The sequence below is a fragment of the Quadrisphaera sp. KR29 genome, assembly GCF_052644995.1.
Map to the genome: position 1 here is coordinate 1 of NZ_JBQXXG010000027.1, position 12,503 is coordinate 12,503.

Here is a 12,503-nt window from a genome sequence, read left to right on the forward strand (position 1 = left end):
CCGCGCGGGGGGGGCCCCCCCCCCCCCCCCCCCCCCCCCCCGCCCGCCGGGGCCCGCCCCCCCCCCCCCGCGGCCCCCGCGCCCCCCCCCCCCCCCCCCCACGACTGGGGTCAGGAACCGGGCAGGAGCGAGACCTTGACGGACCTCGCGCCGGAGCCGACCAGGTCCAGGCCCTCCTGGAACTGCGACAGCGGCAGCTGGTGGCTGCAGATGTCGTCCATCGGCAGCACCCCGGACTCCAGCATCGAGATGGCCTTCGGCCAGGTGTGCGGGCCCAGGTGGGCCCCGCGCACGTCGAGCTCCTTGTCGTCGCTGATGATCGACCAGTCGGCGCTCGCCTCGGAGCCGAAGACGCCGTACTCCACGTAGGTGCCCAGCTTGCGCAGCAGGTTCAGGCCCTGCGTGACGGCCGCCGGGTGGCCGGTGCCCTCGAGGTAGACGTCGGCGCCGAACCCGTCGGTCAGGCCCCGCACCACCTCCTGGACGTCGTCCGTCGTGATGTCGAGGACGGTGTCCGCGCCCGAGCGCCGGGCGAGCTCGAGCTTGGAGGCCACCGCGTCGAGGGCCACGACGTGCGCGGCGCCCTTGGCCTTCGCGCCGGCGACCATGCCCAGGCCGATCGGCCCGCAGCCGGCGACCACGACGACGTCCTCGAACTGGATGTCGGCGCGCTCGACGGCGTGCAGGGAGCACGACAGCGGCTCCACGAACGCCGCGTGGGCCGGGGGCAGGTCCTGGGAGATCCTGTGGACGATGGCCTCCGGCGGGAAGGTCATGAACTCCGCCATGGCCCCCGGGGTGCGGCGCTTGAAGCCGTACAGGTCGTGCACCGCGCACGTGTGGTAGGCCCCGCGCAGGCAGTAGCGGCACCGCCAGCAGGGCACGATCTGCTCGGAGGTGACGCGGTCGCCCACGGCCACGCCCCAGCGCTGCGCGGCCTCGGAGCCGACCTCCTCGACGACCCCGACGAACTCGTGCCCGGGGACCACCTCGGTCTCCGCCCAGGCGGGGCGGTGCTCGTCACCCCAGAACTTCGCCGCGCCGTGGTAGCACTTCAGGTCGGAGGCGCAGATGCCCACGGCCTCCACGCGCACCAGGGCGCCGCCGTCGGGCAGGGCCGGCTTGGCGACCTCCTCGAGGCGGTAGTCCTCCGGCCCGTGGCACACCACGGCCTGCATCGTCTGCCCCACAACGACCTCCTCGTCGACGGCTGCGGCCCCGCCGGCGACCGGCCGGGAGCCCTCCGGGCCCGACCCTAGGTCGCGCGCCGGAGGCCCCCGCCCACCGGGAGGGTCAGGCGACGTCGGAGGCGGCGGCCTCGCGCTCGGCGTCCTCGATGGAGCGCTGCCCGTCGGCGCCGTCCTCGTACTCGGTGATCGCGGCGACCTTGGCCGCGGACGCGCTGGAGGTGTCGAAGGTGTAGCCGAGCCACTCCCGGGCCAGGCGGCGGGCCAGCTCGATGCCGACGACCCGCTGGCCGAAGCACAGCACCTGGGCGTCGTTGCTGAGCACCGCCCGCTCCACGGAGAAGCTGTCGTGCGCCGTGACCGCGCGGATGCCGGGCACCTTGTTGGCGCTGATCGCCACCCCCAGGCCGGTGCCGCACACCAGCAGGGCGCGGTCGGCCTTGCCGTCCCTGATGAGGCGGGCCGCGGCGACGGCGATGTGGGGGTAGGCGGTGTCGCCCTCGGCGTCCACGCCCACGTCCGTCACCTCCGAGACGCGGTCGTCGCCCTGCAGGTCCTTCTTGAGGACCTCCTTGTAGTCGTACCCGGCGTCGTCGCTGCCGACGACGACCCTCAGCTGGTCAGCCACGTCCTGCTCCTCGTCCCTGTGAGTCCTGTGAGTGCTGTGAGTCCCTGTACCCGCGGCGGGGCCGCTCAGCGCCCCGCCAGCACGCCGGCCACCACCTGCGCCACCATCCCCAGGCTGGTGGCGCCCGCGTCGGGGGTGCCCTTGCTGCGCTCGGCCAGCGGCCTGGCCCGTCCCACCTTCGGCGTGAGGTCCTTCGTCGCCTCGGCGGCCTCGACCGCCCGCTCGGCCGCCGCGGCCCACGCCTCGCGCAGCCGCTGGCCCGCGGCGACGCCCTCGTCGAGGGCGTCGCAGAACGGGCCGAGGGCGTCGAGCATGGTCTTGTCGCCGGGCTTCGCCCCGCCCAGCTCACCCAGGCGCTCGTAGCCGGCGCGCACCCCGGCGGCCACCACGGCCCCGTCCGGGGCGGCGCCGTCGCCCACGCGCCTGGCCAGCGCCCCGAGCAGCTCACCCCACAGCACCCCCGAGGTGCCGCCGGCGCGGGCCGCCCACTCGTCCCCGGCGGCCTGCAGCACGGTGCCTGCGCCGGCGCCGCGCTCGACGGCGGTGCGGGCGGCGTCGCGGGCGGCGGCGGAGCCGCGGACCATGCCGCGGCCGTGGTCACCGTCCCCGGCGACGGCGTCGATGCGCCCGAGCTCGTCCTCGGCCTGCGCCATCCGGTCGGCGACGGCGGTGAGCGCGTCCGCCACCACGGCGCCGGCGGCGCGGGAGCCCTCGTCCGCGGGACCGCTCGACAGCGGGGGCGCCTCGGCGTCGGCGGCGGCCTCGTCGTCGCTCCTGAGACCGCCGGCACCGGCGCCGGCGCCGTCGTCCTGGGCCGCCTCGACGAGGCGGCCCTTGCGGTAGGCGGGGGTGTCGGCGGGCGCGCCCCACAGGCGCTCCAGCTCCTCGTCCAGCCAGGTCAGCGTCAGGGAGCACCCGGCCATGTCCAGGCTGGTCACCAGCTCGCCGACCTCGGGCTCGACGACCTGCAGGCCCCGCTCGCGCAGCAGGGCCGCGACGTCCTTCCAGATGACGAAGAGCTCCTCGTACTTGGTGTTGCCCAGCCCGTTGAGCAGCGCGGTGACGCGGGCGCCCTCCACGGGCACGCCGTCGGGGGCGTCGCCGAGGACGCCCTCGACCAGGGTGCGCGCCAGCTCGGCGGCGGTGGGCATGTCCACCTCGTCGATGCCGGCCTCGCCGTGGATGCCCAGGCCCACGCTCATGCGGCCCTCGGGCACGGTGAAGAGCGGACCGTCGGCGCCGGGCAGGGTGCAGCCGCTGAACGCCACGCCCAGCGTGCGGGTGCGCTCGTTGGTCTTCTCCGCCACGCGCACCACGTCGTCGAGGGACATGCCCTCCTCGGCGGCGGCGCTGGCGCACTTGAAGACGGGCACGTCGCCGGCGATGCCGCGGCGCCTGCCGTCCGCGCCCTTGCCGGCCGAGGCGACGTCGTCGGTGACGGCCACGTAGCGGGCGGGGATGCCCTCGGCCTCCAGGCGCTCCACGGCGAGGCCGAAGTTGAGCACGTCCCCGGCGTAGTTGCCGGTGGTCAGCAGCACCCCGCCGCCGCCGGAGGCGGCGCGGCCCACCGCGGCGGCCTCGGCGGCCGAGGGGGAGGTGAAGACGTTGCCCATGACGGCGCCGTCGGCGTAGCCCGGGCCGACGATGCCGGCGAAGGCGGGGTAGTGCCCCGAGCCGCCGCCGACGACGACGGCGACCTTGCCCTGGCGGGTGCGGCGCCGGCGCACCACGCCGCCGGGCACGTCGACGACGTAGGAGGAGAAGGCGTCGCAGAAGCCGGCCTTGGCGTCCTCGGCGAAGGCTGACGGGTCGTTGAACAGGCGGGTCATCGTCGTCTCCACGCGTCCGGGGCTGCTCCGGCCGACCAGGGCCGGCGGGGGGTGCTGCTGTGCACCGTGCCACTCCCCGCGGTCCGGCACGACCGGGGGGACCGCCCGCGGCCGTAGCCTTCAGGGGTGCTGCGCACGGCCCTGCGACCCGCCAACCTGGGCCTGCTCGTGCTCATGGTGGCCGCCGCCGTGGTGTTCTCGCTGCTGGGGGAGTGGCAGCTGGGGCGCTCCCAGGAGCACGCCCGCATCTCGCCCACCGAGGTCGTGGTGCCCGTCGGCGAGGTGCTGCAGCCCGCCGCCGACTTCACCGGCCACGCCGACCACCAGCGCGTGTCGGTGAGCGGCACCTGGGCCGACCTGCCGGTGGAGCAGGCGCCCGACCGCGAGCTGGGCGGGCGCGACGGCTCGTGGGTGGTCGCGGCGCTGCAGGAGTCCGCCACCGGCGGCCTGCTGCCCGTGGTCCTCGGCTGGCTGCCCGCGGGCGCACCGGCGCCACCGGCGCCCACCGGCCCCGCCGAGCTGACCGGGCGGCTCATGCTGTCCGAGCAGCCCGCGGGGCTCGGCCCCGGCGGCCAGCTGCGCGCGGTGAGCTCGGGGGACCTGGTCAACGTGTGGCCGGGCAGCCTGTACACGGGCTACCTGCTCGCCGACCCCGGCGCCGTGGCCGCCAGCGCCCCCGGCGGCGCGCTCACCGCCGTCCCCAGCCAGGCCCCCGTGCCGCGCCTGGACCCGCAGAACCTCTCCTACGCCTTCCAGTGGTGGCTGTTCGCGGTGTTCGCCCTGGTGATGTGGGTGAAGATCGTCAGGGACCGCCACGGCGACGAGCTGGAGGACCGCCGCCTGGCCGCCCTCGAGGCGGCCGGCGGCGACGGCGGTCGCGACGGCGACGGCGGCGGCGACGGCGGGGGTCCGGACGGCGGGGCCGCGGGGCCGGCGCCCCGGCCCGCCGCCGGCGGCCTGAGGGCCTGGGAGGATGTCACCGTGCCCGACGCCCGACAGCCCCGCCGGCCCCAGCCCTCCCGGGCGGGGACCCCCGAGGTGCAGACCCCCGAGGTGCAGTCCCCCGAGGTGCAGCGGTGAGCCGCACCGGATCCTCCGCCCGGCCGGCGCCGCGCGTCCACCGCGACCCGGGGGCGTCCCTCACCCGCTACCGCGTGATGGCCCTGGCCACCGGCGTGATGCTGCTGCTGCTCTGCGTCGAGCTGCTCTACAAGTACGTCTACCTGGGACACGGCTTCCTCGACGAGCGCAGGACGCCGCTGGACTTCATCGCCTACGTCCACGGCTGGGTGTACTTCGTCTACCTCATCACCGTGGCCGACCTGTGGAGCAAGCTGCGCTGGCCGCTGGGCCGCCTGCTGGTGCTCGTCCTGTGCGGCGTCGTGCCGCTGCTGTCCTTCTGGGCCGAGCGCCGGGTGGTCGCCGACGTGCGCGCCGGCCGCTCGGGCCCGTCCGTGCCGTCCACCCCCGGAGCCGCAGCGTGACCGACCAGACCGCCGCCCCGCCGGCCGCGCCCCCCACGCCCCCCGCCGAGGTCGCCGCCGAGGCCAAGCACCGCCCGGTGCTCGTCGTCGACTACGGCGCGCAGTACGCCCAGCTCATCGCCCGCCGCGTGCGCGAGGCCGACGCCTACTCCGAGGTCGTGCCCAGCACCGCCTCCGTGGCGGACATCCTGGCCAAGGAGCCGGCGGCGGTGATCCTCTCGGGCGGCCCGTCCTCGGTCTACGCCGACGGAGCGCCCCAGGTGGACCCGGCGCTGTTCGAGGCCGGCGTGCCCGTGCTCGGCATCTGCTACGGCTTCCAGGCGATGGCCTCCGCCCTGGGCGGCACGGTCGCCAGGACGGGGATGCGCGAGTACGGCGGCACCCGGCTGCGGGCCTCCACCGGCGCCTCGACGCTGCTGGACGGCCAGCCCGAGGAGCAGAGCGTCTGGATGAGCCACGGCGACGCCGTCACCGCGGCGCCCGAGGGCTTCTCGGTGGTGGCGCGCAGCGCCGGCGCCGAGGTCGCCGCCTTCGAGGACGACGAGCGGCGCCTGTACGGCGTGCAGTGGCACCCCGAGGTCGCGCACTCCAGCTTCGGCCAGCAGGTGCTGGAGAACTTCCTGCGCCGCGGCGCGGGCGTGCCGGCCGACTGGACCCCCGGCAGCATCATCGACGAGCAGGTCGAGCTCATCAGGGCCCAGGTCGGCAGCGCCCGGGTCATCTGCGGCCTCTCCGGCGGGGTCGACTCCGCCGTCGCCGCGGCCCTCGTCCAGAAGGCCGTGGGCGACCAGCTGACCTGCGTCTTCGTCGACCACGGCCTGCTGCGGGCCGGGGAGGCCGAGCAGGTCGAGCGCGACTACGTGGCCGCCACCGGCGTCAACCTCAAGGTCTGGGACGCCTCGGAGGCCTTCCTCGCGGCGCTCGCCGGCGTCACCGACCCCGAGGCCAAGCGCAAGGCCATCGGCCGGGAGTTCATCCGCGCCTTCGAGGCCGCCGCGCGCGAGGTGGTCGCCGAGGCGGCGGCCTCGTCCTCGGGCGGTGAGGACGGCGAGGTGCGCTTCCTCGTGCAGGGCACCCTCTACCCCGACGTGGTGGAGTCCGGCGGCGGCGAGGGCGCGGCGAACATCAAGAGCCACCACAACGTGGGCGGCCTGCCCGACGACCTGCAGTTCGAGCTGGTCGAGCCGCTGCGCGCCCTGTTCAAGGACGAGGTGCGCGCTGTCGGTGCCGAGCTCGGCCTGCCCGCCGAGATCGTGGGGCGCCAGCCCTTCCCCGGCCCCGGCCTGGGGATCCGCATCATCGGGGAGGTGACGCGCGAGCGCCTGGAGGTGCTGCGCGCCGCCGACGCGATCGCCCGCGAGGAGCTCACCCGCGCCGGCCTGGACTCCACCATCTGGCAGTGCCCCGTGGTGCTCCTCGCTGACGTCCGCTCCGTCGGCGTCCAGGGCGACGGGCGCACCTACGGCCACCCGGTGGTGCTGCGCCCCGTGAGCAGCGAGGACGCCATGACCGCGGACTGGACCCGGATGCCGTACGACGTGCTGGCGCGGATCTCCACCCGCATCACCAACGAGGTCGACGAGGTCAACCGCGTGGTGCTCGACGTCACGAGCAAGCCGCCGGGCACCATCGAGTGGGAGTGAGGCGCTGATGAGCCGGAAGACGTCCGCGGGCGGGTCCGCGAGCCCGCTGCTGCGCCCGTCCGTGGTGGCGGCCGCAGGTCTGGTGGGCGGCTTCGCCGTGGCGCGCGCCACGAAGCGCGAGGTCGGCGGCACCCTGTTCGGCCTGGCCGGCACCTGGTGCGGCAGGCAGTGGGCCAGGAGCACCGGCCCGCTGGGCGCCGCCGTGCTCGGCGCCCTCTACACGGCGGCGATGGGTGGGTCGCACCCGCTGGCCAAGCGCATCGGCGCCTGGCCGTCGGTGCTGCTCGTGGCCGCCGGCGTCGCAGCGGCCAGCGAGGCCGCCGAGGCCTGGGGCCGCAGCCGGGGGCTGCCCGAGGGGGACTGAGCAGGCCGCCGCAGCGCCGTCCGGACCACGGGTCTGGACGGCGGCCGCGGCGCACGGGCAGCATCCGGCGTGTGAGGTACCGCACGACCGTGCTCAACCCGCGCGGGAACGCCACCGGGCTCGAGGTCCCCGCCGACGTGCTCGACGCGCTGGCGGCCGGCAGGCGGCCGCTGCTGCGCGTCACCGTCGCCCGGGCCGACGGCTCCTCCGCGCCGTACGCGTGGACGACCACCCCGGGCTCGATGGGCGGCGCCGTCATGGTGCCGCTGTCCTCGGAGCACCGCGCCGCCTCGGGGCTCGCCGCGGGGGACGAGGTGGACGTCGACGTCGAGGTGGCGTCCGCCCCGGCGCCGCTGGCCGTCCCCGAGGACCTGGCCGCGGCGGTCGAGGCCGCCGGTGCGACGGCGTTCTTCGACGGCCTGGCGCCCAGCCACCGCAAGGAGTGGGTCCGCTGGGTGGAGGAGGCCAAGAAGGCCGAGACCCGCGCCTCCCGGGTCACGCAGGCCGCCCAGGCGCTGGCCGCCGGGAGACCGCGCCGCTGACCCCCCTCCCCTCCGCGACGTTCGAGGGAGCTGCGCACGCCCCACCCCCGCCACGATCATGCGGCTGCGCGCCACGTCCCTGGGGTCTGCCCCGGGGCACGGAGGCGCGAGGGTCGCTCGGCAGCCGGATGGGCCGGGGAGTGGCGCGCAGGTCCGTGATCGTGGCGGGAAGGGGCGTGCGTGGTGACGGGGGGCGGCGGCGAGGCTGCGAGCGGGGGCGGTCAGCGGGGGAGCGGGCGCGGTCAGTGGAGGAAGCGGTCGGTGGCGGAGCGCAGGCGCCGGGAGAGGGCGCTGCGGCGGCCGGGCCGGTCCCCGGCCGGCTCGTCCCGCTCGGCCGGCCCGCCCTGCTGGTTCGGCCCGCCCTGCGCGGCGGGGAGCCCGGTCCACTCGGCGGCGGCCCACGTCGGCTCGGGCTGCTCGACGGGCTCGACGGGCTCGACGGGCTCTACGGGCAGCGCCGGTGCACCCGGGGCGGGCGCCGGGGCGCCCGTCGTCGTCGACGCGGATCCGGCGGGGACGGCCGGCGGCGCGACAGCGGGCTGGCGGTGCGGCAGGTGCGGCAGGTGCGGCAGGGGGACGTGCGGCAGGTGCACGTGCGGCAGCGTCGGGCGCCGCACCGGGACCCCGCGAGGGCTGCCCGCCACCAGCGGGAGCATCCAGCGGGCGCGCGGGTCGGCGTCGACGAGCACCGCGCGCGCCAGCAGGCTCAGCGGGACCGCGAGCAGGGCGCCGAGCCCCCCGAGCACGAAGCCCCAGAACACCACCGACAGGAACGTCAGGGTGGCCGACAGGCCCACGGCCCCGCCCACGATCTTCGGCTGGATGAGCCCCTGGATCACCACGTTGATGACGGTGTAGACCACCACCACGAGCAGCGCGTCCTCCGGCCCGTTGGCCAGCAGCGCGAGCAGCGCCGGTGGCGCCAGCCCCAGCAGGAAGCCGATGTTGGCGATGTAGTTGGTGACGAAGGAGACCAGGCCCCACAGCAGCGCCAGCGGCACCCCCAGCCACACCAGGGCCACGACGTCGAGCACCGCCACGATGGCGCCGAAGACGGTGGAGACCACCAGGTAGCGGCGGGTGCCGGAGGCGAAGGTGCGCATCGCCTCGACCGCGTCGCGGTGCATCGCCGAGGCCTGGTCGAGCAGCCGGGGGAAGGGCGCGGCGTCCAGCGCCAGGAAGAACAGCAGCAGCAGCACGAAGGCGAAGTCGGTCAGCCCCGAGGCCAGCCCCGACACCAGCGTCTGGGCGTACCCCAGCAGCTCGTAGGGGTTCGCGCTGTTGATCATCCGGATGAGCTCGGCCTGGTTGAAGCCGATCCGGGTGAGCAGGTCGAGCAGCTGGTCGCGCAGCTCGATGAGCTGGGGCGCGTACTGCGGCAGCGTGGTGGCCAGCTCCACCGCCGCCCACGCCAGCGAGGCCGCCAGCGCCGCGACGATGAGGTAGACCACCACGAGGTTGACCGCGACCCCGGTCCACGTGGCCGCCCACTGCGGCACCCACGGGGAGGTGCCCAGGCGCTGGATCCGCGCACCCAGGGGGTGCACCACGATCACGAGGATGAGCGCCAGGAAGGCGGGGCCGATGCTGCCGGAGAAGGCCTTGAGGCCGGCCACGACGACGACGACGGCGGCGGCGGCCAGGAGCAGCCGCAGGCTGCGCGAGCCCGCCGCCGGGTCCGGCGGCGGGGCGGCGGGGAGGTCCGGCGCCGCGCTCACAGCCCCAGGGCCCGGGCGGCGGCGCGGGCGCACTCCTGCGGGGGCTGGTCGACGCTGACCACGACGCCGTCCTCGTCGCTGCCGAGGGGCTCCAGGGTCGCCAGCTGGGAGTCGAGCAGGGAGCTGGGCATGAAGTGGCCGGTGCGTCCGCCGATGCGCTGGGCGAGCAGCTCGCGCGGGCCGTCGAGGTGCACGAAGCGCACCCGGGCGCCCGAGCCGCGCAGCACGTCCCGGTAGGCGCGCCGCAGCGCCGAGCACGTGACCACGGCGTCCTCGCCGGACCGGGAGCGCTCGGTGGCCCAGTCGCGGATGGCGCGCAGCCACGGCCAGCGGTCGTCGTCGGTCAGGGGGTGGCCGCTCTCCATCTTCTCGATGTTGGCCCGCGGGTGGAACTCGTCCGCCTCGGCGAACGTCCAGCCGAGGTGCTGCGCGAGCAGCTGGGCGACGGTGGTCTTGCCGCTGCCGGAGACGCCCATGACCACGAGGAGCTGGCTCACGCGCCGTCCGCCTCCCGGCCGGCGCCGCGCAGCGGGGCGATGCGCCACCACGAGGAGGTGCTCTGCCCCCGCTCGAGCACGCGCAGGTCGGTGCCGGTGCGCAGGGCGTCGGGCGGGCAGGTCATGGGCTCGACCGCCAGGCCGACGCGGTCGTCCTCCGGCTCGGGGCGGTCGGCTGTGTGGACCTGGACCCACGGCAGGTCCTGGGCGTCCCAGTGCATGACGACGCCGGAGCCGTCGGCGGCCAGCACGCGGGCCGTGCCGGCGCCGGGGCCGGACAGGCGGGTGTACGCGTCGTCGACGGAGCGTCCGCGCAGCGGGGCGCCGCCGCGGAAGTCGAGGTCGGTGCCGTCCACGGGGCGCAGCTGCTCGCGCCCCTCGCCGTCCAGGACGGGCAGCAGGCGCTCGGGGTCGACGACGAGGGTGGCCCCCGCGGACAGCTCCAGGCTCCAGTCGTCCACGCGGCCGGGCCCGGCCACGAGGTAGGGGTGCACGGAGGTGCCGTAGGGGGCGGGGACCTCCCCGACGCCGGTGGCCTGCAGCTCCCACGTCAGCCCGGCGTCCTGCCCCTCCTCCACGAGGCGGTAGCTGACGCGCAGGTCGAGGTGGCCGGGGTAGCCGGCCTGCGGCCAGACCGTGGTGCCGAGCACCACCGAGTCCGAGGACCGCTCGAGCAGGTCCCAGGGCTGCCAGCAGACGAGGCCGTGCAGGGCGCAGCCGCGGTCGGGCTCGGTCAGGGCCAGCTGCTGACCGGTGCCCTGCCAGCTCCAGCGGCCGTCGCCGGTGCGGTTGGGCCACGGCGCGAGCACCGCGCCGCGGTAGTGCTTGCGCGGCGAGCCCTCGCCGAAGGGGACCACGAGGTCGCGCCCGCCGTCGGTGAAGGACCGCAGGCCACCCCCGACCTCGGTGACCACCGCCCGCAGCGCGCCGGCGCTGATCTCGTGCTGCTCACCGGACGCGGGGACGGTCATGGGGCGAGGTTAGAGGCAGGCCCCGGACCGGTGCCCGGGGCGGGCGCGCCGGCGAGGACCGTGAGCGGCCGCTGCGCCGTGCCCGCGCGCACCGCGTCCACGAGGTGCTCGCCGGCCTCCACCACGGCACCGGGCCACACGACGCACCGCTCCACGGTGCCGCGCACCACCGCGCCGGGGCTGACGGCGCTGGCGCCTCCGGTGGTCAGCAGGTTGGCGCGCAGGTAGTCCGCGGGGGTGCCGCAGTCCACGGCGGCGCCCGGGCCGACCACCGCCAGGTCGAGCCCGTCGCCGTCCGGGCGCCCGGCCAGCTCGCGCCACAGCACCTCGTACAGGCCGGAGGGCACCGCCCGGAGCCGGCCCACGAGGTGGGCGGGCAGCACGCAGGAGCCGAGGTAGCGGACGCCGGCGCCGCCGGGGGTGCGGAAGTCGGCGCGGGCGCCCGGCCCCGCGGGCTCGCACAGCAGGCGGCAGCGCCGTCCGTCCCAGCCGCGCACGAGGTCGGCGAGCACGGCAGGGCCGTCGGGCATCCACGCGTCGGCGTTGGTCACCAGCACCGACCGACCGGCCAGCCAGCCGCGCAGCGCGCCGAGCGCCCCCGCCGTCCCCAGCGCCTCGGGGGCACCGCCGCGAGCGCCGTGCTGGTCGGCGGGCAGCAGGTCCTCGCGGCTGACCCGGGCCCTGCCGGCGACGGCCGCGGCGACCTGCGCGGCGAGGGCGTGGGCGTTGACGGCCACGCGCTGCGGCGTCGGCCCGGCCAGCCCGAGGGCCGCCGCCACGCGCGCCAGGGCGCCCTCGAGCAGCGGCACCCCGCCCACCGGGACCAGCGCCTTGGGCAGCTGGTCGGTCAGGGGGCGCAGCCGCGTGCCGGCGCCGGCGGCGAGCACCACCCCGGCCGGGTCAGCCCGCTCGGCCTGCTCCGCGGGCCGCGCCGGCCCAGCACGGCCGTCGGGGCCGTCGGGACCGTCAGGCGGCACCGCGGCGCTCAGGGCAGGAGCCGTCCGCCGCGGGCGCCGTCCGCGAGCGCCTGAGCCAGCCCCTCGAGGATCGAGCGCGTGGCGGCGTCGGCGTCCTCGGCGGCCTCGTGGGGGGCCAGCCAGGCGAAGCCGCGGGCCTCCCCGCCCGGCGCCACCTGCGGGCGGTGGTCGACCACCACGCGGTAGACGACGTCGACCCGGCGCACCTGCGGCTCCACCAGCGCCGTGACCGGTGCGCCCACCCGGACCCGCAGGCCGGTCTCCTCGCGCACCTCGCGCTCCACGCCGGGGCCCGGCGCCTCGCCGCGGTCGAGCAGCCCCCCGGGCAGCGACCACCCGTCGCGGTGGGGCTGGCGCAGGAAGAGCACCGCGCCCTCGTGCTCCACGGCGCACACCGCGCCCACGGTGAAGCTGGGGGTGCCGGCGCGCACCAGCGCCCTGCGGACCGGGGCGGGGGTGGCGCGGAAGGCCCGCAGCACCGCGGTCTGCGCGCCGCGGCGCAGCCCGGGGGGCGCGTGCTGCGCCAGCGCGCCCAGCGGACCGGCCCGGTGCCCCTGCTCGCCCATCCCCGGAGCCTAGGTGCAGCCGTGCGGAGCACCCCCGGCGCTGCTCCCGCCGGGTGGAGTCCGGCGCGCGCGGGGCACCGGGGCGCGCGGCGCCCTC

The 12,503-nt window shown here is 77.1% G+C and carries 13 protein-coding genes; 5 read left to right on the plus strand and 8 right to left on the minus strand.

The annotated features are described in order from the left end of the window. Positions 1 to 110 precede the first annotated feature (110 nt). From ACUN9U_RS17295 to ACUN9U_RS17305, 3 genes are all read right to left on the minus strand, one after another. On the minus strand, positions 111 to 1,178 hold the full coding sequence (locus ACUN9U_RS17295) for a zinc-binding dehydrogenase (RefSeq protein WP_445486267.1): 1,068 nt from the start codon (positions 1,176 to 1,178) through the stop codon (positions 111 to 113). Positions 1,179 to 1,293: 115 nt separating this feature from the next. Next, positions 1,294 to 1,815, minus strand: a complete 522-nt coding sequence (locus ACUN9U_RS17300) for a ribose-5-phosphate isomerase (RefSeq protein WP_445486238.1) — start codon at positions 1,813 to 1,815, stop codon at positions 1,294 to 1,296. Between the two features lie 65 nt (positions 1,816 to 1,880). Next, positions 1,881 to 3,644: a dihydroxyacetone kinase family protein gene (locus tag ACUN9U_RS17305; RefSeq protein ID WP_445486268.1), complete on the minus strand. Its 1,764-nt coding sequence runs from the start codon at positions 3,642 to 3,644 to the stop codon at positions 1,881 to 1,883. A gap of 126 nt (positions 3,645 to 3,770) precedes the next feature. On the opposite strand from ACUN9U_RS17305, the gene ACUN9U_RS17310 reads away from it, so the two are divergent. From ACUN9U_RS17310 to ACUN9U_RS17330, 5 genes are all read left to right on the plus strand, one after another. After that, positions 3,771 to 4,724 carry an SURF1 family protein gene (locus ACUN9U_RS17310; protein WP_445486239.1) on the plus strand — a complete coding sequence of 318 codons (954 nt, stop codon included), beginning with the start codon at positions 3,771 to 3,773 and terminating at the stop codon, positions 4,722 to 4,724. Continuing rightward, positions 4,721 to 5,128, plus strand: coding sequence for a DUF3817 domain-containing protein (locus tag ACUN9U_RS17315; protein ID WP_445486240.1), 408 nt, complete (start codon positions 4,721 to 4,723; stop codon positions 5,126 to 5,128). Before ACUN9U_RS17310 ends, ACUN9U_RS17315 begins: the two co-directional genes overlap by 4 nt. Then, a complete protein-coding gene (guaA, locus tag ACUN9U_RS17320; protein ID WP_445486241.1) occupies positions 5,125 to 6,771 on the plus strand; it encodes a glutamine-hydrolyzing GMP synthase in 1,647 nt (548 codons plus the stop codon). The genes ACUN9U_RS17315 and guaA overlap by 4 nt, the downstream gene beginning before the upstream one ends. 7 nt (positions 6,772 to 6,778) lie before the next feature. Continuing rightward, positions 6,779 to 7,135, plus strand: coding sequence for a hypothetical protein (locus ACUN9U_RS17325; protein WP_445486242.1), 357 nt, complete (start codon positions 6,779 to 6,781; stop codon positions 7,133 to 7,135). A 71-nt stretch (positions 7,136 to 7,206) separates the two neighbouring features. Next, positions 7,207 to 7,677 carry a YdeI/OmpD-associated family protein gene (locus ACUN9U_RS17330; protein ID WP_445486243.1) on the plus strand — a complete coding sequence of 157 codons (471 nt, stop codon included), beginning with the start codon at positions 7,207 to 7,209 and terminating at the stop codon, positions 7,675 to 7,677. A gap of 242 nt (positions 7,678 to 7,919) precedes the next feature. Here the strand turns inward: ACUN9U_RS17330 and ACUN9U_RS17335 are convergent, their stop codons facing one another. The 5 genes from ACUN9U_RS17335 to ACUN9U_RS17355 all read right to left on the minus strand — a co-directional run bounded on the left by ACUN9U_RS17335 (position 7,920) and on the right by ACUN9U_RS17355 (position 12,406). Continuing rightward, complete coding sequence (locus tag ACUN9U_RS17335) at positions 7,920 to 9,395, minus strand: AI-2E family transporter (protein WP_445486244.1); 1,476 nt, start codon at positions 9,393 to 9,395, stop codon at positions 7,920 to 7,922. Further along, positions 9,392 to 9,871: a gluconokinase gene (locus ACUN9U_RS17340; RefSeq protein WP_445486269.1), complete on the minus strand. Its 480-nt coding sequence runs from the start codon at positions 9,869 to 9,871 to the stop codon at positions 9,392 to 9,394. The genes ACUN9U_RS17335 and ACUN9U_RS17340 overlap by 4 nt, the downstream gene beginning before the upstream one ends. Before the next feature lie 17 nt (positions 9,872 to 9,888). After that, a complete protein-coding gene (locus ACUN9U_RS17345) occupies positions 9,889 to 10,863 on the minus strand; it encodes an aldose 1-epimerase family protein (protein ID WP_445486245.1) in 975 nt (324 codons plus the stop codon). Beyond that, a complete protein-coding gene (locus tag ACUN9U_RS17350; protein ID WP_445486270.1) occupies positions 10,860 to 11,753 on the minus strand; it encodes a sugar phosphate nucleotidyltransferase in 894 nt (297 codons plus the stop codon). Before ACUN9U_RS17350 ends, ACUN9U_RS17345 begins: the two co-directional genes overlap by 4 nt. Before the next feature lie 95 nt (positions 11,754 to 11,848). Further along, the gene (locus ACUN9U_RS17355) at positions 11,849 to 12,406 is read right to left on the minus strand and encodes an NUDIX domain-containing protein (RefSeq protein ID WP_445486246.1); all 558 of its coding nucleotides are present in this window, start codon (positions 12,404 to 12,406) and stop codon (positions 11,849 to 11,851) included. Positions 12,407 to 12,503: the final 97 nt, after the last annotated feature.

What these genes read in the sequence shown, in the direction of transcription:
- ACUN9U_RS17340 (WP_445486269.1), bottom strand. Translation starts at nt 9,871, where the DNA reads ATGGGCGTCTCCGGCAGCGGCAAGACCACCGTCGCCCAGCTGCTCGCG.
- ACUN9U_RS17305 (WP_445486268.1), bottom strand. Translation starts at nt 3,644, where the DNA reads ATGACCCGCCTGTTCAACGACCCGTCAGCCTTCGCCGAGGACGCCAAG.
- ACUN9U_RS17345 (WP_445486245.1), bottom strand. Translation starts at nt 10,863, where the DNA reads ATGACCGTCCCCGCGTCCGGTGAGCAGCACGAGATCAGCGCCGGCGCG.
- ACUN9U_RS17355 (WP_445486246.1), bottom strand. Translation starts at nt 12,406, where the DNA reads ATGGGCGAGCAGGGGCACCGGGCCGGTCCGCTGGGCGCGCTGGCGCAG.
- ACUN9U_RS17325 (WP_445486242.1), top strand. Translation starts at nt 6,779, where the DNA reads ATGAGCCGGAAGACGTCCGCGGGCGGGTCCGCGAGCCCGCTGCTGCGC.
- ACUN9U_RS17295 (WP_445486267.1), bottom strand. Translation starts at nt 1,178, where the DNA reads ATGCAGGCCGTGGTGTGCCACGGGCCGGAGGACTACCGCCTCGAGGAG.